Annotated in this window: 15 protein-coding genes; 8 read left to right on the top strand and 7 right to left on the bottom strand. The window is 52.4% G+C overall.

Annotated elements, in window-relative coordinates:
• Window positions 1-71: 71 nt before the first annotated feature.
• The 5 genes from SK33_RS07800 to SK33_RS07780 all read right to left on the bottom strand — a co-directional run bounded on the left by SK33_RS07800 (window position 72) and on the right by SK33_RS07780 (window position 5,868).
• Window positions 72-1,715: a multidrug ABC transporter permease/ATP-binding protein gene (locus tag SK33_RS07800; protein ID WP_003027580.1), complete on the bottom strand. Its 1,644-nt coding sequence runs from the start codon at window positions 1,713-1,715 to the stop codon at window positions 72-74.
• Window positions 1,716-1,790: 75 nt separating this feature from the next.
• Complete coding sequence (gene alkB, locus SK33_RS07795) at window positions 1,791-2,441, bottom strand: DNA oxidative demethylase AlkB (protein WP_003027582.1); 651 nt, start codon at window positions 2,439-2,441, stop codon at window positions 1,791-1,793.
• Complete coding sequence (gene ada, locus SK33_RS07790; protein WP_016150683.1) at window positions 2,441-3,505, bottom strand: bifunctional DNA-binding transcriptional regulator/O6-methylguanine-DNA methyltransferase Ada; 1,065 nt, start codon at window positions 3,503-3,505, stop codon at window positions 2,441-2,443. Before ada ends, alkB begins: the two co-directional genes overlap by 1 nt.
• Window positions 3,506-3,584: 79 nt before the next feature.
• Window positions 3,585-4,637 (bottom strand): FAD:protein FMN transferase ApbE, encoded by a 1,053-nt coding sequence (gene apbE, locus SK33_RS07785; RefSeq protein ID WP_016150684.1) that lies wholly within the window; start codon window positions 4,635-4,637, stop codon window positions 3,585-3,587.
• 115 nt (window positions 4,638-4,752) lie between these two features.
• Window positions 4,753-5,868 carry a porin OmpC gene (locus SK33_RS07780; RefSeq protein WP_003027588.1) on the bottom strand — a complete coding sequence of 372 codons (1,116 nt, stop codon included), beginning with the start codon at window positions 5,866-5,868 and terminating at the stop codon, window positions 4,753-4,755.
• Between the two features lie 738 nt (window positions 5,869-6,606).
• Here SK33_RS07780 and rcsD point away from each other — a divergent pair.
• Together rcsD and rcsB are read left to right on the top strand one after the other, a co-directional pair.
• On the top strand, window positions 6,607-9,276 hold the full coding sequence (rcsD, locus tag SK33_RS07775) for a phosphotransferase RcsD (RefSeq protein ID WP_003845134.1): 2,670 nt from the start codon (window positions 6,607-6,609) through the stop codon (window positions 9,274-9,276).
• 16 nt (window positions 9,277-9,292) lie between these two features.
• Window positions 9,293-9,943 carry a response regulator transcription factor RcsB gene (gene rcsB, locus SK33_RS07770; protein ID WP_003027592.1) on the top strand — a complete coding sequence of 217 codons (651 nt, stop codon included), beginning with the start codon at window positions 9,293-9,295 and terminating at the stop codon, window positions 9,941-9,943.
• A 112-nt stretch (window positions 9,944-10,055) separates the two neighbouring features.
• Here the strand turns inward: rcsB and rcsC are convergent, their stop codons facing one another.
• Window positions 10,056-12,902, bottom strand: a complete 2,847-nt coding sequence (gene rcsC, locus SK33_RS07765; RefSeq protein WP_048218297.1) for a two-component system sensor histidine kinase RcsC — start codon at window positions 12,900-12,902, stop codon at window positions 10,056-10,058.
• A 168-nt stretch (window positions 12,903-13,070) separates the two neighbouring features.
• On the opposite strand from rcsC, the gene atoS reads away from it, so the two are divergent.
• The 6 genes from atoS to SK33_RS07735 all read left to right on the top strand — a co-directional run bounded on the left by atoS (window position 13,071) and on the right by SK33_RS07735 (window position 20,336).
• Window positions 13,071-14,909 (top strand): two-component system sensor histidine kinase AtoS, encoded by a 1,839-nt coding sequence (atoS, locus tag SK33_RS07760; protein ID WP_048218906.1) that lies wholly within the window; start codon window positions 13,071-13,073, stop codon window positions 14,907-14,909.
• Window positions 14,906-16,291, top strand: a complete 1,386-nt coding sequence (gene atoC / locus SK33_RS07755) for an acetoacetate metabolism transcriptional regulator AtoC (protein ID WP_048218299.1) — start codon at window positions 14,906-14,908, stop codon at window positions 16,289-16,291. Before atoS ends, atoC begins: the two co-directional genes overlap by 4 nt.
• A 198-nt stretch (window positions 16,292-16,489) precedes the next feature.
• Window positions 16,490-17,149: an acetate CoA-transferase subunit alpha gene (atoD, locus tag SK33_RS07750; protein WP_048218302.1), complete on the top strand. Its 660-nt coding sequence runs from the start codon at window positions 16,490-16,492 to the stop codon at window positions 17,147-17,149.
• Window positions 17,150-17,151: 2 nt separating this feature from the next.
• Window positions 17,152-17,802, top strand: coding sequence for a 3-oxoacid CoA-transferase subunit B (locus SK33_RS07745; RefSeq protein WP_048218305.1), 651 nt, complete (start codon window positions 17,152-17,154; stop codon window positions 17,800-17,802).
• Window positions 17,799-19,121: a TIGR00366 family protein gene (locus SK33_RS07740; protein WP_048218308.1), complete on the top strand. Its 1,323-nt coding sequence runs from the start codon at window positions 17,799-17,801 to the stop codon at window positions 19,119-19,121. Before SK33_RS07745 ends, SK33_RS07740 begins: the two co-directional genes overlap by 4 nt.
• A 30-nt stretch (window positions 19,122-19,151) precedes the next feature.
• Window positions 19,152-20,336, top strand: a complete 1,185-nt coding sequence (locus tag SK33_RS07735; RefSeq protein WP_048218310.1) for an acetyl-CoA C-acetyltransferase — start codon at window positions 19,152-19,154, stop codon at window positions 20,334-20,336.
• 43 nt (window positions 20,337-20,379) lie between these two features.
• Here SK33_RS07735 and gyrA read toward each other — a convergent pair whose 3' ends face one another.
• On the bottom strand, window positions 20,380-23,016 hold the full coding sequence (gyrA, locus tag SK33_RS07730; RefSeq protein ID WP_048218312.1) for a DNA topoisomerase (ATP-hydrolyzing) subunit A: 2,637 nt from the start codon (window positions 23,014-23,016) through the stop codon (window positions 20,380-20,382).
• Window positions 23,017-23,073: the final 57 nt, after the last annotated feature.

The following is a 23,073-nucleotide window of genomic DNA, read 5'->3' as shown; positions in this document are numbered from 1 at the left end:
CATGATGCCGATTTATGTAAATAACAATAAACAGTGCCGCCGGGTGGCTAAAAAACCGGCGGCACGTGGGATCAGGCTGTGCGAGCCACCGCGTCACGCGAGGCGGCTTCACGTTCATCGCCCAGCAGTTCACTCAACTGTCCGTTACGCATTTCCAGCAGACGATCGGCGTGAATAAAATAGTGATCGTCGTGGCTAATGGCGAAAATGGTTTTGCCCATTTCCTGCATCAAAGGCAATAGCACCTGATAGAACTCCCGGCGGAAATGGGGATCCTGATCGGCAGCCCATTCGTCCAGCAGAATGATGTCGCGCTCCTCCGCCAGAGCCAGCAGCAGCGCCACGCGTTTCTTCTGCCCTTTCGACAGTTTCAGATTGAGGATACGGCCATCGCTCAGCTCCAGCTTGTGCCCCATCTTCAGATGTTCCAGCCACTTCGCAACCAACTGCGGATTAGCCTCTTTACCTTCCGGCCCCAGCAGTTTGTCGAACAGCCAGACGTCAGTAAACACGGCGGAGAATAGCTTGCGGTAGTCTTCCGGTTTTTCAACGGCAACGGCCTTACCATCAAGCAATATTTCGCCTGACTGCGGCTGGTATAGACCGGTCAGTAACATCGCCAGCGTAGATTTCCCGCTACCGTTACCGCCAATCAGAAAGATCAGTTCACCGCGATGAATCGTCAGATTCACTGGTCCAACGGAGAAGGCGTTATCCTGATAGTGGAATACCACGTTACGTAACTCCAGCGTCTGCCAGTTCGGAAACGCATTTGGACGCGGGAATTCGGCCTTAAAGGGCGCAAGGGCAAACCTGTTCAGCTTGTTGAAGGCCACCTGCGCGGTGAGCAGCGTCGGTAGCGCGCCAACGGCAGAGAGCAGCGGCGTGCGCAGGAATAACAGCGTCAGCGAATAGGTCGCCGCTACGGCGGTATCGGCCCATCCCAGACTGTTAGCCATCCAGAACACCAAACCAATGGCGCCCAGCATCATAATGTTCGACCAGTTGACTGCGCTCAGGTGGAAAGTATCGGCGCGAATAATATGGTGACGGTACTCTTTGGCATCCGGGACGTACATCTGATTAAAGATATGCTCGGCACGCTCACGGTTGAGCGTCAGCTCTTTGCGCCCTTCCAGCACCGTTTGATAATCGTTGTACAACTTATCTTCAGTTTCGCGCAAGGTAGCCATGTGTTTATACACCCGCGCCACCAGCACAAATCCGCCCCAGATGGTGATTGCCATCCAGATTGCCGTCACCAGCAGCATTTTAGTCGACAGCATCGCCAGATACGCCGCCGATCCGACGGTCAGGATAATCCCCTGTACCAGCTCAGGCAGGCGGACAAAGGCGATGGTGATGTTGCGGATGTCGCTGGTTAAACCCGCCAGCAACGAGGCGCTGCCAAGCTGTTCGATACGCTCGACGTGGGTGTCCAGAATCCGTTTGATAAATTCGCTACGCAGTCGGTAGACAAAGTGGTGTCCCAGCGTGGTGAGCGCCAGTTGTGAACCGAGGGTGACGGCCATCAATAACAGCAGCAGGCCAAGAAACTCCGGTAGCACCATCAGAGTGGTGTCGACCGTTTCAATCAAACGCTGGTTGATAAACGCAATCAGCCCAATCCCCAACGCGGCGCTGGCGAGGCTGAGCGCCATCACGCTGATAAATGGCCAGCGATACTGCCGCCAGACAAGAAGTAAAAGTTCCATGCGAACAACCCGGGCAAGTAATAACAGCCCGCAGTTTAAACATCTCTTCGCTGACAGCAATAATAATTCTTATTTTTATTCTTTTTTACCTGCCTGACGAAACGTCAGATTGTAACGACAGTCTCCGGTCAACGGATGATACCCCGTTTTAAGCGGCTGGATCCCATGATAAAACAGCCGCGAATTACCGCCCCACACCACGACATCGCCATGCTCCAGCAGCAAACGCTTTAAAGGGTCATTACGGCGCAATCCGCCAAATTGAAAGATGGCCGGTAGCCCCAGCGATACAGAGACAATCGGCGCCCGCAGGTCGGGCTCGTCTTTATCCTGATGTAAGGACAGTTTTGCCCCTGGCGTGTAGCGGTTAATCAGGCAGGCATCGGGTTGAAAATCAGCATAGCCCGCCGCCGTCGCCGCCTGTTGACACAGGTCAGCAAATGCATCCGGCAGCGGCGGCCAGTGCACGCCGGTGAGTGGATCAAACGGAGAATAAAGATAGCCATGCTGATCCGTCGTCCAGCCCAGATGGCCGCAGTTGGTCATTGCCACCGACATCGTATAGCCGCCGGGCGTTACCATCTGACGAAACGGCGACTGTCTGGCGACAGCCGCTATCGCCTGCAGTAAAGTGGGTGCAGAGTCAAAAGCGAAACGTCGCAGAATAACCGCACCTGAAGCCAGCGGCTCCTGCCAGGGTTTAGCATCCGCAAAAAGATCGAGCATTATGTTTCCTCGCCAGTAGTTTCCCGTTGCAGTAACTGCGCCTTGCGCGCAATACCCCATCGGTAGCCCGAAAGTGCGCCATCACCACGGATCACCCGGTGACACGGTATAACAATCGCCAGTTTGTTGGCCCCACAGGCACTGGCCACCGCGCGTACCGCCTTCGGTTTGCCGATGGCGCTGGCCAGCTGTTGGTAGCTCATTGTTTCGCCGCACGGAATTGCGCGCAGCGCCTGCCATACCTGCTGCTGAAATGCGGTGCCCCGGATATCCAGGGGTAGCGATAGCGACGCGTCACGCGAGTTGATCGCGGCGATCACTTCGCGCACGCGCTGCTGAAAATCGGCATCTGCAGGAACATCCTGCGCGGCGGGAAACAGCTCATGCAGATCCGCAACTAACGTGGCGTCATCATCACCAAGTAAGATCGCACAGATACCCCGCTCGCTTTCTGCCACCAGACAACGACCCAGAGCGCAATCTGCGAGGGTATAGCGTACAAAAACGTTGTCGCCACCTTTACGAAATTGCTTTGCGGTCATGCCTAATGTCTGATCCGCTTTGCGGTAATAGCTGCTGCTGTCGGGGAATCCGGCGTTGAGAATCGCCTGCGTAACCGGAACACCTTTCGCCAGAGCATCGCGCAGACGGCGGGCACGCCAGGACTGCTGCCACGCTTTCGGGGTCATGCCTGTCGTAGCTTTGAACAAGCGATGTAAGTGATACGGGCTCATTGCCACCTGTTGTGCCAACTCGTCCAGCGTAAGAGGTGACTCTTGCTCCAACAACTGGCAGGCGCGGGCAATTTTGTCCAGTCGATGCTGTTGCGCGCTGTCTTTATCCGGCTGGCAGCGCTTACAGGGGCGAAACCCGGCAGCCTGCGCCTGCTGAGCATCAGAGAAAAAGCAGACATTTTTGCGCAGCGCATGTTTTGCCCGACAGGACGGACGGCAGAAAATACCGGTGGTCTGGACGGCAAAAACAAAATGACCGTCGGCGTCGGCGTCACGAGCCAAAACGGACTGCCAACGGTCATCGTCAGTGATGCGTAAACGATTTTTCATTTCGGACTCCTTTGTTAAGCATAGCGCTTAGCGTCAGTGTGTCCCCATAGCCGGATACAAAAACCCGCAATCTTGCTTTTTAATTTTTTCCGCTGACCAGAAAGCTTGTGAACTGCGGCGACATCCAGGTGTTAAACCCTTCGCCCTCTTTCATAATCATATAGACCGCCAGCCCTTCACGACGCACAACTTCTTTGGCCTTTTCCGGGCCGAGCACCATCAATCCAGTATCCCAGCCGTCAGCTTCCAGCGCCGTTGGCGCAATCACCGTTACGGATACCAGGTTGTGTTCAATCGGACGACCGGTTTGTGGATCGATAACATGGGAAAGACGCTTGCCATCCAGCTCATAATAGTTACGGTAGCTGCCGGAGGTGCTAATGCCATGCCCGTTTATGTCTACAATCGCCTGCACCGCGTTTTCACGATCGGTCGGTTTCTGAATTGCGACTCGCCACGGATGCCCTTCAGCATTCATACCGCGGCTGTTTAGCGCACCACCAACGGAAACCAGATAACGGGCGATCCCTTCCTGCTCCATTAATCGTGCCAGATGATCGGCGGCGTACCCTTCGCCAACGGTAGAGAGATCCACATACAGATCCGGCAAGTCTTTTTGCAGGTAATTCTGATGCGCTTCATTCACAACCTTTAGATGTGAAAGTCCGGTTTTCGCTTTTGCAGCGTCAATTTGCTCTTGGGTGGGAATATGCAACGGTTGCTGATCTGGGCCAAAGCCCCACAGATTGACTAACGGCCCCACGGTGATATCCATAGCCCCATCGGTTTTTGCGCCAATGCGTAGCGCCGAGGTCACGATATCCGCCATGGCGTCGCTAACCGGCCATGGTGACAAACTATTCGATAAGTTAAAGCGCATCAATGCAGAGTCATTTTTATAGGTGGAGAGCAGTTGATCATCGGCATCAAGCTGAGTCTGGATCTTCACCTGTAGTTCTGCGGCGCGTTTTGCATCGACGCCCACGACACTGACCCGCCAGAAAGTGCCCATGGTTTTACCTTCCAGAACGGTGGCTGGCGTTGTGGTCTGAGCAGGTTTCGGGGCTTCATCGCACCCGACAAAAAAAATCGTCACCGCCAGCAGCGCTGCGCGATAAAATTTCATTTCCATACGTAATTATCCTCATGCGAACGCGCGCAAGAGTACACCAAAAATCGTTGTTTGTACGGCGGAAAAACAGCATTAAAAAAGGCCCCGCAGGGCCTTTGATAACAATAAATGTAGATTAGAACTGGTAAACCAGACCCAGCGCTACGATATCATCGGTACCGATACCTGCGTCACGGGTGAACTGATTGTCATCCAGCAGGTTGATTTTGTAATCAACATAGGTGGACATGTTTTTGTTGAAGTAGTAAGTCGCGCCAACATCAACATATTTCACGATGTCTTCGTCGCCATAGCCACGGCCCAGGTCTTTACCTTTAGACTGCAGGTAAGCCACGGACGGACGCAGACCGAAGTCGAACTGGTACTGAGCAACCGCTTCGAAGTTCTGTGCTTTGTTAGCCCAACCCAGGGAGCCTGCACGCGTTGCGTTGTAGGTCTGAGTGTACTGAGTTGCAAAGTAGAAATTGTTCGCGTCGTATTTAATACCACCGGTATAGGTTTCAGCACGGTCGCCGGTACCGAAGTTCAAACGGTTCTGTTCGTCGGTACGTTTGGAACTGGTGACTGCAGTACCCAGAGAGAAGCCTTCGCCGATATCATAAGTGATAGATCCGCCAACGCCGTCGCCATTCTGACGCAGTGCTTCACGACCGTTGTTGGTCACGCCAGTGAAAGTTCTGCCGGTATCGTCTTCGCCACTCACGCTACCGTTTTTACCCTGGTACTGAATGGCAAAGTTCAGGCCATCAACCAAACCGAAGAAGTCGGTGTTACGGTAGGTCGCGAAGCCGTTACCACGCTGCTGCATGAAGTTGTCAGAACCGTAGGTGTCGCCGCCGAATTCCGGCAGAACGTCGGTCCAGGACGTTACATCGTAAACTACGCCGTAGTTACGACCGTAGTCGAATGAACCCACGTCTGCGAATTTCAGACCCGCAAACGCCACACGGGTCCAGGCGTTGTTTTCATTTTCTGCGGAGTTACCCTGAATCTGGTATTCCCACTGGCCGTAACCGGTCAGTTGGTCATTAACCTGAGTTTCGCCTTTGAAGCCGATACGCATATAGGTTTGGTCACCGTCAGCGCTTTTGTCATCGGAGAAATAGTGCAGACCGTCGACTTTGCCGTACAGGTCTAATTTGTTGCCGTCTTTGTTATAAATTTCAGCCGCATTCGCTGCGCCTGCTACCAGCAGTGCTGGTACCAGGAGGGACAGTACTTTAACTTTCATGTTATTAACCCTCTGTTATATGCCTTTATTGCTTTTTTATGCCACTGCATACTGATTAAGGTCATTAACCAGTCGGCAACTTCATTCTCCGCAAAAACACAGAATAATCCAACACGAATATGATACTAAAACTTTTAAGGTGTTTCATTTATCTGCATAGATGTTTCAAAATATTAATACAAGGGAACTTTTTTAAAATCAAAAAATAGGCAAAATAAGCACAAATAATCAAGAATCATATTGATGCCATTTAAAATCAACAAGTTACACGAAAAAATCTTATAGCACTGAATGACAAAAAAAAATCTTCACTCGCAACTAAAATAGACCCGCTATCATCATTAACTTTATTTATTACCGTCATTCATTTATGAATGTCTGTTTACCCCTATTTCAACCGAATGCTTAGCGTTCGGTTTTTTTTTACCCTTCTTTACACAAAACTTACCTTTCTGTGCTACCGATGCAAAACTATAACGACTATTAACTATCTCATAGCACTGCACTCAGATATAAGCCTGACAAATAATTGATTGTTATTTAATGCTAAATGTATACTTTCCGTACGAATATTTGTACCCGCCGTTATCCACTGTACACCTTTGCACCGTCACGGGTGCAACCAAATGAGGCGTAAAAAATGCAACCTCTGCCGCGCGGTGTAAGTGTGGTAATTCATACATTACCCTTTATACTGCCCCTTCATCTTTCGCGTCGTTTAACAGGTCATAAACACGAATGAGTCAGTCTGACACAACGGTTTCCACCCGATTCTCCCTGTTGCCAGGAAGTATTACCCGTTTCTTCTTATTACTGATCGTTGTGCTGTTGGTGATGATGGGTGTTATGGTCCAGAGCGCCGTCAACACCTGGTTAAAAGATAAGAGCTATCAGATCGTCGATATTACCCATGCCATTCATAAAAGGGTCGATACCTGGCGATACGTGACCTGGCAAATCTATGACAATATTGCCGCCTCAACCAGTTCGCCGGGTGCAGAAGGGCTGCAGGAAACGCGTCTGAAACAAGATGTCTATTATCTTGAGAAGCCACGCAGAAAGACCGAGGCGCTGATTTTCGGCTCGCATGACAGTTCTACATTGGAAATGACCCAGCGCATTTCAACATATCTGGATACGTTGTGGGGCGCAGAGAATGTCCCATGGTCAATGTATTACCTGAATGGTCAGGACAACAGCCTGATCCTAATCTCGACGTTACCGCTGAAAGATCTTACCTCCGGTTTTAAAGAATCGACGATTGGGAATATTGTCGATTCCCGGCGCGCTGAGATGCTGCAACAGGCTAATGCGCTAGATGAACGTGAAAGCTTCTCTTCACTACGCCGTCTGGCCTGGCAGAACGGGCATTACTTCACGCTACGCACGACCTTTAATCAGCCAGGACATCTGGCAACGGTTGTCGCCTTTGACCTGCCGATTAATGACTTGATCCCGCCCGGTATGCCGCTGGACAGTTTCTATCTGGAACCTGATGCCACCTCAACGACCGAGCACCTGAATGAAAAAGAGTCTCCTGACAGCGTCAGCATTAATTTCAACAACAGTAAAATTGAGATCTCTTCAGCGCTAAACTCAACGGATATGCGGCTGGTATGGCAGGTTCCGTTTGGCTCATTGCTGCTCGACACATTGCAAAGCATTCTGCTACCGCTTTTGCTGAACATTGCGTTGCTGGCCCTGGCGCTGTTTGGCTACACCACTTTTCGCCACCTCCCAGTCCGTTCCACCCAAGTGGCGCCAAACCTTGCGGCAAATAATGAACTGCGCGTTCTTCGCGCAATCAATGAAGAGATTGTTTCCCTTCTGCCGCTGGGATTACTGGTACACGATCAGGAAGCAAATCGTACGGTTATCAGCAACAAAATTGCCGATCACCTGCTGCCGCATTTAAATCTGCAAAACATTACCAACATGGCAGAGCAGCATCAGGGAATCATTCAGGCCACCATCAATAATGAACTGTATGAAATAAGACTGTTTCGCAGCCAGATCTCCCCGAGAACGCAGATCTTTATCATTCGTGACCAGGACCGCGAAGTGCTGGTCAATAAGAAGCTGAAACAAGCGCAGCGGCTGTATGAGAAAAATCAGCAGGCCCGCGCGGCCTTTATGCAGAATATTGGCAGCGCGCTGAAAGACCCCGCGAAAACGTTGGCTGCCAATGCCGCCGCGCTCAATACACCGGACAGCCAGAAACTGGCAAATCAGGCCGACGTTCTGGTGCGAATGGTGGACGAAATCCAGCTAGCCAACCTGCTGGAGAACGATGCCTGGAAAGGTGAATCCACACTGTTTTCCGTGCAGGCATTAATTGACGACGTAGTTCCGGAGGTTCTGCCAGCCATTAAGCGTAAGGGGCTGCAGCTACTGATTAAAAATCACCTTAGCGCCCATGATGAACGCCGTGGCGATCGCGATGCCTTGCGCCGTATTTTGCTGCTGTTGATCCAATATGCGGTAACCACCACGCAGATTGGTAAAATCACGCTGGAAGTCGACCAGGATGAGTCAGAGGCTGAACGCCTGACCTTCCGCATTCTGGATACCGGGCAAGGCGTCACATTGAATGAAGTTGATAATCTCCATTTCCCGTTCATCAATGACACGCAGGGCGATCGGTATGGCAAAGCCAACCCTCTGACGTTCTGGTTGTGCGATCAGTTAGCCCGTAAGCTTGGCGGACACCTGAATATCAAAGCGCGGGAAGAACTTGGAACACGTTATATCGTCCATGTTAAAATGCCGCTGCACGATCAACATGCTGATAGTGAAGAGCGCCTGTTGGATGACGTCTGCGTAATGGTTGATGTCACCTCAAATGACGTACGTAGCATTGTATTACGTCAGCTGGAAAACTGGGGGGCAACCTGCATCACGCCCGATGAACGGTTGAATAGTCAAGAATATGATCTCTTTTTAACGGATAATCCGTCTAATCTTACTGCTTCAGGCCTACTTTTAAGCGATGATGAGTCTGGCGTGCGGAAAATTGGCCCTGGCCAACTGCGCGTTAACTTTAATATGAGCAATGCTATGCAGGAAGCTGTCCTTGAGCTGATTGAAGAGCAACTGGCGCAAGAAGGGTTCCAGGAACTCCCCCTCGGCGGAGATGAAAACGCCGAACTTCATGCCAGTGGTTACTACGCTCTCTTTGTAGACACAGTACCGGATGACGTTAAGAGGTTGTATACTGAGGCGGCTATCAGCGATTTCGCTGCGTTAGCCCAAACGGCCCATCGCCTGAAAGGCGTGTTTGCCATGCTTAATCTGGTACCCGGCAAGCAGTTATGTGAAGCGCTGGAACATCTTATTCAAGAGAAAGATGCTCCAGGTATAGAAAAATACATCAGCGACATTGACGTTTACGTCAAGAGCTTGCTGTAGCAAGGTAGCCCAATACATGAACACTATGAACGTAATTATTGCCGATGACCACCCGATTGTACTGTTCGGTATTCGTAAATCACTTGAGCAAATCGAGTGGGTAAATGTTGTCGGCGAATTTGAAGACTCCACTGCACTGATCAACAATTTGCCTAAGTTGGATGCGCATGTGTTGATTACCGACCTCTCTATGCCGGGAGATAAATACGGTGATGGGATCACGTTAATTAAATATATCAAGCGTCATTTCCCGAGCCTGTCGATTATCGTTCTGACCATGAACAACAATCCGGCTATTCTGAGCGCGGTACTGGATCTCGATATTGAAGGGATCGTACTGAAGCAAGGTGCGCCAACCGATCTGCCGAAAGCGCTTGCCGCACTGCAGAAAGGTAAGAAATTCACCCCGGAAAGCGTGTCTCGTCTGCTGGAAAAAATCAGCGCCAGCGGCTACGGCGACAAACGTCTGTCACCGAAAGAGAGTGAAGTTCTGCGTCTGTTTGCCGAAGGTTTCCTGGTTACTGAAATCGCGAAAAAACTCAACCGTAGTATTAAAACCATCAGCAGCCAGAAAAAGTCGGCAATGATGAAACTCGGTGTGGAAAACGATATCGCCCTGTTGAATTACCTCTCTTCCGTAACGCTGAGTCCCTCAGACAAAGAGTAATTCTTTTAACACCAAAGTGCCTGATGGCACGCCGTTTATCAGGCCTACGAATGACACTGCGTGGTGCGTGTTCCGTAGGCCGGATAAGGCAAGCGCCGCCATCCGGCATCTGTTATTCCCGCGCCTTCCTCACCCTTTCCGCATAGACTGTCAGCGTTTGCTTCAATACATCCAACGTCACTGGCTTAGACAGACAGCTATCCATACCCGATTCCAGGCAACGCTGCTTCTCTTCGGCCAGCGCGTTGGCCGTCACGCCGACAACTGGCAGCGTTAACCCTAACTGGCGGATACGCTGGGTCAGGCGATAACCATCCATGTTTGGCATGTTGACGTCACTCAGCACAATGTCGATATGATTTTTGCTGAGCACATTGAGCGCATCCACACCGTCATTCGCGGTTTTACACTGATATCCCAACGATCCCAATTGATCGGCCAGTAAGCGCCGGTTTATAGGGTGATCGTCAACAACCAGGATCATCATGTCATCGTTCGTCGCACCGGCTTTATCCGGGGTTGGCAGCGCCGTGGAGAGCTCTTCACTCCCCAACTCTACACTGTAGATATGTGCCAACAGCGCAGGCAGTTCGTGCGGTGACGCCACGCTGTGTATCCATTCTCCAGGCTCTCTTTCCAGCGGAATGCCAATATGTCGGCGGCAGAAAATCACCGCTGCTCGCCCCTGCCAGGCCTGTTCCAGCACATCGTCGGCCACCAACAGGTCATCCGCATCGGGCTGTTGTCCCTCATATCGCAGCACCGTCATCCCATTACGCGTCAGGCTGGATTCGAGGAAATGGTACAGTGACGCATTACGTACTGCCAGCCAGCAGCGCGTGCCAGCCAATCCTTCAACACCCTTTTTCAGCGGATACTGTGCGCCATAAAGCGGAATACGCAGCGTAAACTGGCTCCCCATTCCCGGCTCGGAATCGACGGAAATATCCCCATCCATCATGCTGATCAGTTTTTCACAGATCGCCAAACCAAGTCCCGTTCCCTGGAAATTACGCTGTACGCCAGTCCCCACCTGGAAGAAAGGATCGAACAACCGAACCACCTCTTTGGCAGGGATCCCTACACCCGTATCACGCACTCGAATGCTCAGGTAGTCGCCGCTGCACTGCACGTGCAACACAATACAACCGGTATCGGTAAACTTGATTGCGTTACTCAGTAGATTAGAAATCACCTGTTGTAAACGCATCGGATCGCCATTCAGCGCCACAGGCACATCCGGATCGATAAAGCAGTACAACCCCAATTGCTTGCGGACCACCAGCGGCAAATAGTTAGCCGTAATATGGTTCATGACTTCACGCGGTGAAAACTCTCGCGGTTCAATCTTCAGCTGTTCAGATTCAATCTTTGAGAAGTCGAGAATATCGCTGATAATTTTCAGCAGCAGGCTGGAAGAGTTATTCATCGCCGTTACCAGACGATCCACCCCACTCGGTAACTCTTTGGTTTGCAACAAATCAAGGTTACCGATAATGCCATACAGCGGTGTACGTAGCTCATGGCTCACCGTCGCAAGGAACATCGATTTTGACTGGCTAGCCTGTTCCGCCGCCTGTGCCATCTCCTGCAACGACTCTTCCATTTTAACGCGCGCACTGACATCAACAAGGACACAAATTGCCACGTTTTCATTACGATAGCGCGAGTGCACAAAGCTGATTTGCAGATTGGTATTGTTGCTGGTCAGCACATCAACAAAATTGACCTGTTGGCCGCAAATAATTTGCGTCAACCGCTGACGGTCTTCATGCGTCAGCATGTTCAGATAGGTGTGCGCCAGTTCGTTACTCAGGATATTAATGCCATCCATCGTGCGCAGAATACAAATACCTACCGGCGCAGAAGCCACGATTTTACGGTTAAACTGCTCATGTTCTTCCAGCCGCTGAGCATCACTTTCCGCTGGAATAAAAATGCGCCGTTCATACATGCGCGTGAGCATAAACAATGCCGCCCCGACCAGCACGTTCAGCAAGATAGCGTTCAGGATCATCATGCGGATCCGCTCCAGTACCAGGTCGACAGGAACGGAGTACACGATGCTCAGGGAGGACGGAGGCAGATTTTTCTTCAATACCAGCTCGCGGAAACCCGGCGTGTAACCAAACCAGGAGCGCTCCTGCATCCAGTGGGGCTCAGCCTTAATATTCCCTTCAGGGCCGGTGAGAGAAATTAGCGCATGGCCATTTTCGTCGAGGATGGTCACACCCATCGGTAAACTGCCCGGCGTGAAGAAATTCTCCATGCGAATAGGCTGCTCTACGCCCAACAGCGCCTGGAGACGATTGGCGAGGTAAACCGGCGTCAGTGCATAGAAATACCCTACTCCCGGACGCGGCCCCTGGCTAATCCAGAACAAGTTGTTGCCGTTTTCTTCTTGCGTTGCATTGCGATACTTAATAATGCGCTCATGCAGAGCCTTCAGGGCCTCGTCTCGTTCGACGGGCATATCACGCAAACCGAAATTGGCCATACAGAGGTTGTCGCTGCCGATCAGGAACACTCGATTTAAATCATAAGCGGCGGAAAAGTTGTCGCGCCAGTAGCGCATAAACCATGCCAGTGATTCCAGGGAACCTCGCCAGGCGTTGCCCATTACGGAACAGTCGGAGTCGGCAAACAGCGGCTCAAAATTAGGCACGACGGTTTTATCGTCTCGCGCCCGCAACGACATCACGCCGTTTTCCGCCGTTAAGCGATTTTCGGCAATATATTTCAGCTCTTTAATCACATCAGAGGTGCGCTGAATGTAACGTTGAGCCTGATCGGAACTGAGATTAAGCTCCTGATGGATTTCAGACTCTCGCTGGTGCAGCGCATTCACAATGTAGAACACGGAGGCAAACGCAATCAGACACCAGATAACGAACGCCAGCGCTCTGAACAGGTAGCGTGAGACTTTTAGGGTTGAATGAACGGAAGCAAGGTATTTCAAAGGGGCGAAGCTCCGCCTCAGGGCATTAATAGAGTGTGGTTAAGGTAGCGGTAAATGTCCGGCGTCGCAATGCCCTCTCTTTACGGGAATATGATACACCGCTCTGAAACCATTGTCTTAACCCGTGATAATCGTCGTTTGCCTGAAAAACACTGCACGGATGTCAGAATGCGCGACCTGAGATGGCTGGCTCGTCGGTTATACCCACGACGATTACGCAACCAAATGATCATGATGGCCATTCTGATGGTCATCATTCCGACGATATCTATAGGCTATATCGTAGAAACTGAAGGCCGTTCAGCAGTCTTATCTGAAAAAGAGAAAAAACTTTCATCGGTGATAACCCTGCTAAACGATGCGCTAGGCGACCGCTTCAGTCACTACCCTGACCTGCCGCGTGAAGCGCGTATTCGCGCGCTTAATCATGAGTTGGGCCCCGTCACCGAACGGATTACGCAGGCGTTTCCCGGCATTGGCGCAGGGTATTACCACAAAGCGCTGGATGCCATTATCACCTATGCCCCCTCTGCGCTCTACCAAAGCAACGTCGGTATTACCATCACCGAGGATCATCCCGGACGCGAAGTGATGAGTAGCAACTCGCCAGTGGTCTATTCAGGGCGACAAGTACGCGGCGATATACTCAACTCCATGATCCCCATAGAGCGCCAGGGTGAAGTTATTGGCTATATCTGGGCCAATGAACTGACGGAAGATATCCGCCAACAGGCCTGGAAAATGGACGTCAGAATTATTGCTGTCCTGGTTGCCGGGCTCATCTGTAGCCTGCTGCTCATCGTGCATTTTTCACGCCGCCTCAGTGCGAATATCGACATTATCACCGATGGACTCTCAACGCTGGCACAAAAAACGCCTGCCCGATTGCCTGAACTCCCCGGCGAGTTGGGACAAATCAGCCGTAGCGTCAATGCGCTGGCGCAAACGCTACGAGAAACCAAAACCCTTAACGATCTGATTATTGAAAATGCTGCCGACGGCGTGATTGCCATCGACAGACAGGGTGACGTCACCACCATGAACCCGGCGGCAGAGCAGATAACCGGCTATACGCTGCATGAACTGGTTGGACAGTCTTACGCGACGCTCTTTGCCAACACGCAGTTTTATAGTCCGGTACTGGACACCCTTGAGCACGGTACTGAACATGTAGCCCAGGAGATTAGCTTTCCGGGACGTGAACGCACTATTGAAATCAGCGTCACCACGAGCAGGATCCATAACGCCCACGGCGAGCTGATTGGCGCACTGGTTATTTTCTCCGATTTAACCGCGCGTAAAGAGACCCAGCGTCGGCTGGCGCAAACTGAAAGGCTTGCCACCTTAGGTGAGCTGATGGCCGGCGTCGCACATGAAGTGAGAAATCCGCTGACCGCAATCCGTGGCTACGTCCAGATCATCCGCCAGCAAACCTCTCTGCCGGAGCATCAGGAATATTTATCTGTTGTGCTTAATGAAATTGATTCCATCAATAAAGTTATTCAACAACTGTTAGATTTCTCGCGACCGCGACAAAGCCAGTGGCAACAGATCCAGCTCAATGCGCTAATTGAAGAAACGCTAATTCTGGTGCAAACCGCTGGCCTTCAGGCACGGATCGCCTTTATAACGGAATTAGATCCCAGCCTGCCGCCGATCGTCGCCGATCGCGAGCTTCTCAAACAGGTGGTCCTCAATATTTTAATCAATGCGGTACAGGCGATCGCTGCACGAGGAGAAATTCGCATTCGCACCTGGCAATACTCTGCCTCGCAACAGGCCGTGATGATTGAAGATAATGGCAACGGTATCGAACTCGCCATCCAGAAGAAAATATTCGATCCCTTTTTTACGACAAAAGCATCCGGCACCGGACTTGGACTGGCGCTGAGCCAGCGCATCATCAACGCGCATCAGGGGGATATCCACGTAACCAGCCAGCCTGGCTGCGGGGCGATATTCACCCTGATGTTGCCTCTTAACCCGCAGGGAAATCCGTCAGAATGAAAACGACCTACCGTATTCTCATCGTGGATGATGAAGACAATGTTCGCCGTATGCTTGCTACAGCATTTTCCCTGCAAGGGCATGAAACGCATTGTGCCAGCGACGGGAAAGCTGCGCTGAGCCTGTTTAGCGAAACGCAGCCAGATGTGGTGCTGATGGATATTCGTATGCCGGAAATGGATGGCATCGACGCACTGAAAGTCATGCGTGCGCAGCAACCACGGATCCCCGTCATTCTGATGACCGCCTACGCCGAAGTGGAAACCGCAGTAGAAGCTCTGCGCAGCGGCGCATTCGACTACGTGATTAAGCCCTTTGATCTCGACGAGCTAAGCATGGTGATTCAACGCGCATTGCAACTGCAGGAGATGAAACAGGAAATCCGCAATCTGCATAAAGCGTTGAGCACCAGCTGGCAATGGGGACATATTCTGACCAACAGCCCACGAATGATGGATATCTGTAAAGACACGGCGAAAATCGCCCTCTCACAGGCAAATGTCCTGATAAGCGGTGAAAGTGGCACAGGAAAAGAGCTGATCGCCCGCGCCATTCACTACAACAGCAAACGCGCCAACGGCCCGTTTATCAAAATCAACTGTGCCGCCCTGCCGGAATCGCTGCTGGAAAGCGAGCTGTTTGGTCACGAAAAAGGCGCGTTTACCGGGGCGCAGACGTTGCGCCAGGGGTTGTTCGAACGCGCTCATCAGGGAACGTTATTGCTTGATGAAATTGGTGAGATGCCGCTGGTGCTGCAGGCCAAACTGCTGCGTATTTTGCAGGAGAGAGAGTTTGAACGCATCGGCGGGCACCAGACCATTCGCGTTGATATTCGTATCGTCGCCGCCACTAACCGCTGCCTGCAAACGATGGTGAAGGAAGGAACGTTTCGCGAAGATCTGTTTTACCGACTCAACGTTATCCATCTGACTTTGCCTCCCTTACGCGAGCGTCGGGAAGACATTGCCTTATTAGCGAACCATTTTTTACAAAAATTCAGCTCTGAAAATCAGCGAGATATTATCGAGATCGACCCGACGGCGATGTCGATTCTCACCGCCTGGCCCTGGCCGGGTAATATTCGCGAACTGTCAAACGTCATCGAGCGTGCAGTTGTGATGAATACCGGCGCGGTGATCTTTGCCGACGATCTCCCCGACCCGTTCCGCAGCCCGGTTAGTGCAATGACAGAGACAAAACCAACTTACTCCGGGGAACGCAATCTGAAAGAAGAGATTAAGCGTGAAGAAAAGCGCATTATCCTCGAAGTCCTCGATAATCAGGACGGCAATCGTACCCGCACGGCGTTGATGCTGGGGATTAGCCGTCGCGCTCTGATGTATAAATTACAAGAGTACGGCATCGACCCATCGGGTTCCTGATACGCTAATTTGCTATGCAGAATTTTGCACACTGCGCAAAACTCTGCATAGTCCCCTCATCTTCCTCCCAGCAAAATAAGAAAGATTATCATTTAATTTCAATGCGTTAAATAATCTCATTTCACCTTTATCATTCTGGCACCCTGCTTGCAATTCCCTGAACGTACCCAAAATGGAGTATGCAAAAAGGGAAACATAATGAAAACAAAACTGATTACCTTACAAGACGCTGCGGGCTTCTTTCGTGACGGCATGACCATCATGGTCGGTGGTTTTATGGGGGTTGGCACACCACCTCGTCTGGTTGAAGCCCTGCTGGAATCCGGCGTCCGGGATCTGACGCTAATTGCTAACGATACCGCCTTTGTCGATACCGGTATCGGCCCCCTGATCGTCAATGGGCGGGTCAGCAAAGTGATTGCCTCACACATTGGCACCAACCCGGAAACGGGTCGCCGCATGATCGCCGGTGAAATGGACGTTCAACTGGTTCCGCAAGGTACCCTGATCGAGCAAATCCGCTGCGGCGGCGCGGGTCTTGGCGGCTTTCTGACGCCCACCGGCGTCGGCACCGTCGTGGAAGATGGCAAACAGACCATGACGCTCGAGGGTAAAACCTGGCTGCTTGAACGCCCATTGCGCGCCGATTTAGCGCTTATTCGCGCCCACCGGGCTGACATGCTTGGCAACCTCACCTATCAGCTCAGCGCCCGTAACTTTAACCCTCTAATTGCTCTCGCCGCTGACATCACGCTGGTTGAACCGGATGAAATGGTTGAAACAGGTGAGCTGCAGCCTGACCAGATTGTTACCCCCGGCGCCGTTATCGACCATATCGTCATTCCACAGGAGAGCTAATCATGGATGCTAAACAACGTATTGCGCGCCGTGTGGCGCAAGAGCTTCGCGATGGCGATATCGTTAACTTAGGTATCGGCCTGCCAACCATGGTAGCCAATTATTTGCCCGCGGATATTCACATTACGCTGCAATCCGAGAACGGTTTTCTGGGACTGGGTCCTGTCACCACCGCGCATCCTGACCTGGTGAACGCGGGCGGTCAACCGTGCGGTATTTTGCCGGGCGCGGCGATGTTTGATAGCGCCATGTCATTTGCGTTGATTCGCGGCGGTCACGTTGATGCCTGTGTGCTTGGCGGGCTGCAGGTCGATGAGCAGGCTAACCTCGCCAACTGGGTGGTTCCCGGAAAAATGGTACCCGGCATGGGTGGCGCAATGGATCTGGTAACCGGTGCGCGTAAAGTCATTATCGCCATGGAACATTGCGCGAAAGACGGCTCAGCGAAAATCCTGCGTCAATGCACCATGCCGCTTACTGCGCAACATGCTGTGCACATGCTGGTCACTGAGCTTGCCGTATTTCGCTTTATTGACGGCAAGATGTGGCTGACTGAAGTCGTCGAAGGATGCGACATCGCCACGCTGCGTGAAAAAACCGAAGCCCATTTTGATATTGCCGACGATCTTCGCATCCTGCGAGGTGACGCATGATTGGCCGCATCGCTCGCTTTATGACGCGGGTGGTCAGCCGCTGGCTGCCCGATCCGCTGATTTTCGCCATGTTGTTAACGTTGCTGACCTTTGGCATCGCGTTATGGTTAACGCCGCAGACGCCCATCAGCATGGTGAAGTTCTGGGGTGACGGTTTCTGGAACCTGCTGGCGTTTGGTATGCAGATGGCGCTGATCATCGTAACCGGCCATGCGTTAGCCAGTTCCGGGCCGGTGAAAAGCCTGCTGCGTACGGCGGCATCTGCCGCCAAAACCCCCGCACAGGGCGTAATGTTGGTCACTTTTTTTGGTTCGGTGGCCTGCGTGATTAACTGGGGATTTGGTCTGGTGGTCGGGGCGATGTTCGCCCGCGAAGTCGCCCGTCGGGTACCGGGTTCCGATTATCCGTTATTGATTGCCTGCGCTTATATCGGGTTTTTGACCTGGGGTGGCGGTTTCTCTGGCTCAATGCCTTTGCTGGCGGCAACGCCCGGTAACCCGGTCGAGCACGTAGCGGGCCTGATTCCTGTCGCGGATACTCTCTTCACCGGCTTCAATATCTTCATCACCGTGGCGCTAATTGTGGTGATGCCGTTCATTACACGCATGATGACGCCAAAACCTTCAGACGTGGTGAGCATCGATCCAAAACTGTTACTGGAAGAAGCAGATTTTCAGAAGAAACTGCCGCCAGATGCGCCACCATCTGAAAAACTGGAAGAGAGCCGCATTCTGGCGCTGATCATCGGGGCATTAGGCATTGCCTATCTGGGCATCTACTTTGCCGAGAAAGGTTTCAACATCACCATCAATACCGTCAACCTGATGTTTATGATTGCCGGTCTGCTGCTGCACAAAACGCCGATGGCCTATATGCGCGCGGTCAGCGCTGCCGCACGGAGCACCGCCGGAATTCTGGTGCAATTCCCCTTCTACGCGGGCATTCAGTTGATGATGGAGCACTCCGGTCTCGGTGGGCTCATTACCGAGTTTTTCATCAACGTTGCCAACAAAGATACCTTCCCGCTGATGACCTTCTTCAGTTCAGCACTGATTAACTTTGCCGTGCCATCCGGCGGTGGCCATTGGGTTATTCAGGGACCGTTCGTCATGCCTGCCGCTCAAGCTCTGGGTGCCGATCTTGGCAAATCTGTCATGGCCATCGCCTACGGAGAGCAATGGATGAATATGGCACAGCCGTTCTGGGCACTCCCTGCTCTGGCCATCGCCGGATTGGGGGTACGCGACATCATGGGGTACTGCATCACCGCCCTGCTCTTCTCCGGCGTCATTTTTGTTATTGGATTGACCTTGTTCTGACGGCAACCTCTTATTTAAAGGAACTGAAAAATGAAAAACTGTGTCATCGTCAGCGCGGCTCGTACCGCAATCGGCAGTTTTAACGGCGCACTGGCAACTACGGGGGCCGTCGAGCTTGGAGCAACCGTCATTAGAGCCGCTCTTGAACGCGCTCACCTTGACCCACAGCGCGTGGACGAGGTGATTATGGGCAACGTGTTGCAGTCAGGGCTCGGGCAAAACCCGGCGCGTCAGGCATTATTAAAAAGCGGTCTGTCCGACACCGTTTGTGGCTTTACCGTCAACAAAGTGTGCGGCTCCGGCCTGAAAAGCGTGGTGCTTGCCGCCCTGGCAATCAAAGCGGGACAAGCCCAGGCGATCGTCGCGGGGGGGATGGAAAACATGAGCCTGGCCCCCTACCTGTTAGACGCGAAAGCCCGTTGGGGATATCGCCTTGGCGACGGGCAATTGTCTGACGTCATTCTGCGCGATGGACTGATCTGCGCCGAGCATGGTTACCATATGGGGATCACCGCAGAAAATGTTGCCAAAGAGTATGGCATCAGCCGCGAAATGCAGGATGAACTGGCTCTGCAGTCACAGCGTAAAGCCGTTGCCGCAATCGAATCTGGCGCATTTCAGGCTGAAACCGTGCCCGTGAGCGTGTCATCACGGAAGAAAACCATCATTTTTGATCGTGACGAATTCCCCAAAGCTGACTCGACGGCAGAAGGTCTCGCCGCCTTACGTCCTGCCTTCGATAAAGCAGGAAGCGTCACCGCTGGCAACGCCTCGGGGATCAACGACGGCGCGGCGGCATTAGTGATAATGGAAGAGTCTGCGGCACTGTCGGCAGGGTTAAAACCGCTGGCGCGGATCAAAGCCTGGGCCAGCGGCGGCGTGGCACCTGCTATGATGGGAATGGGGCCGGTTCCAGCCACCCAAAAAGCGTTACAACTGAGCGGGCTGCAACTGTCCGATATCGATCTTATTGAAGCCAACGAAGCCTTTGCCGCGCAGTTCCTTGCCGTCGGCAAAACGCTGGGGTTCGATCCGCAAAAGGTGAACGTCAACGGCGGGGCAATTGCGCTGGGACATCCTATTGGTGCCAGCGGCGCGCGAATTCTGGTTACGCTGCTACATGCGTTACAGGCACGGGATCAAACGCTTGGACTTGCCACGCTGTGCATTGGCGGCGGTCAGGGAATCGCGATGATCGTGGAGCGCATGAACTAAAAAAAAGGGCCGGAGTTCTCCGGCCCTTCTTATTACGTTTTAATTACTCTTCAGCGTCATCCGCTGCATCATCATCGCTTTCCGCTTCAGGCGCGATATCCTCTTCACCTTCAGCTGCACTTCCGTCGATGGAGTCGAGCTCTTCATCATCAACCGGTTCAGCAACGCGTTGCAGACCCACAACGTTTTCGTCTTCCGCAGTACGGATAAGGATAACACCCTGGGTATTACGCCCTACCACGCTGATTTCCGACACGCGAGTACGTACCAGCGTACCTGCATCGGTGATCATCATGATCTGGTCGGTATCTTCAACCTGTACTGCGCCAACAACGGAGCCATTACGCTCGGTGACTTTGATGGAGATAACACCCTGCGTACCACGAGACTTGGTTGGGTATTCGCTTTCCGCTGTACGCTTACCGTAACCGTTCTGCGTGACGGTCAGGATTGCCCCTTCACCGCGTGGAACGATCAGGGAAACAACGGAGTCTTCACCTGCCAGTTTGATCCCGCGAACACCGGTCGCCGTACGACCCATCGCGCGAACTGCGTTCTCTTTAAAACGCACCACTTTACCGGCAGCAGAGAACAGCATAACTTCGTCATTACCGGACGTCAGATCAACGCCAATCAGTTCGTCGCCTTCGTTCAGGTTGACGGCGATAATACCGGCAGAACGCGGACGGCTGAATTCGGTCAATGCCGTTTTCTTCACGGTACCGCTGGCGGTTGCCATGAAGACGTTGACGCCCTCTTCGTACTCGCGTACCGGCAGAATTGCGGTGATACGTTCGTTAGCTTCCAGCGGCAGCAGGTTAACGATTGGACGTCCACGCGCACCACGGCTCGCTTCCGGCAGTTGATAAACCTTCATCCAGTACAGACGACCACGGCTGGAGAAGCAGAGGATCGTGTCATGGGTGTTGGCCACCAGCAGGCGGTCGATAAAGTCTTCTTCTTTAATGCGTGCTGCAGATTTGCCTTTACCGCCACGACGCTGCGCTTCGTAATCGGTTAACGGCTGATATTTCACGTAGCCCTGATGAGACAAGGTCACGACAACATCTTCCTGGTTAATCAGATCTTCGATGTTGATGTCAGCGCTGTTCGCGGTAATTTCGGTCCGACGAGCGTCACCGAACTGTTCACGAATCAGCTCCATCTCTTCACGGATAACTTCCATCAGACGATCTGCGCTGCCCAGAATGTGCAGCAGTTCAGCGATCTGTTCCAGCAGCTCTTTGTATTCGTCGAGCAGTTTTTCGTGCTCAAGGCCGGTCAGTTTCTGCAAACGCAGATCCAGAATAGCCTGAGCCTGCTGTTCAGTCAGATAGTACTGACCGTCACGCACGCCAAATTCCGGCTCCAGCCATTCAGGACGCGCGGCGTCATCACCAGCACGTTCCAGCATGGCGGAAACGTTGCCCAGTTCCCACGAACGCGCAACCAGCGCGGCTTTCGCTTCTGCCGGGGTCGGCGCACGACGGATCAGTTCAATGATCGGATCGATGTTCGCCAGCGCAATTGCCAGCGCTTCAAGGATGTGCGCACGGTCGCGGGCTTTACGCAGTTCAAAAATAGTACGACGAGTTACGACTTCACGGCGGTGACGTACGAACGCGGCAATAATATCTTTCAGGTTCATGATCTTCGGCTGGCCATGGTGCAATGCAACCATGTTGATACCGAAGGAAACCTGCAATTGGGTCTGGGAGTAAAGGTTGTTCAGAACCACTTCCCCGACCGCATCGCGTTTCACTTCAATCACGATGCGCATACCGTCTTTGTCAGACTCGTCACGCAGCGCGCTGATGCCTTCTACGCGTTTGTCTTTTACCAGTTCGGCGATTTTCTCGATCAGGCGCGCTTTGTTTACCTGATACGGAATTTCGTGGACGATGATGGTTTCACGACCCGTTTTGGCATCTGCTTCGACTTCCGCGCGTGCGCGAATGTACACTTTGCCACGACCGGTACGGTAGGCTTCTTCGATACCACGACGACCGTTGATGATCGCTGCAGTCGGGAAGTCCGGACCCGGAATATGTTCCATCAGCCCTTCAATGCTGATGTCTTCATCGTCAATATATGCCAGACAGCCGTTGATCACTTCAGTCAGGTTGTGCGGCGGAATGTTGGTCGCCATACCTACCGCGATACCGGACGAACCGTTCACCAGCAGGTTAGGAATTTTGGTCGGCATGACATCAGGAATTTGTTCGGTGCCGTCGTAGTTATCGACGAAATCAACCGTTTCTTTTTCCAGGTCAGCCATCAGCTCATGGGCGATTTTCGACATACGGATTTCCGTATAACGCATCGCCGCTGCGGAGTCGCCATCGACAGAACCAAAGTTACCCTGACCATCTACCAGCATGTAACGCAAGGAGAATGGCTGCGCCATACGAACAATGGTGTCGTAAACGGCGGTATCACCATGAGGGTGGTATTTACCGATTACGTCACCAACGACACGGGCAGATTTTTTATAGGCTTTATTCCAGTCGTTGCCCAATACGTTCATGGCGTAAAGTACGCGACGGTGAACCGGCTTCAGGCCATCTCGGACGTCTGGCAGCGCACGGCCAACAATGACCGACATCGCATAATCCAGATAGGAGCTCTTCAGCTCTTCCTCAATGTTGACCGGTGTAATTTCTCTCGCAAGGTCGCTCATCTAACCGCTATCCCTCTACTGTATCCCGGATTCAAAGGTCGCAAATTATAACACATA

This window comes from Citrobacter sp. MGH103 (assembly GCF_001034475.2).
Taxonomy (GTDB): Bacteria; Pseudomonadota; Gammaproteobacteria; order Enterobacterales; family Enterobacteriaceae; genus Citrobacter; species Citrobacter freundii.
Note: the sequence above shows the minus strand (reverse complement) of the source record. Positions and strands in the feature narration are given on the sequence as shown.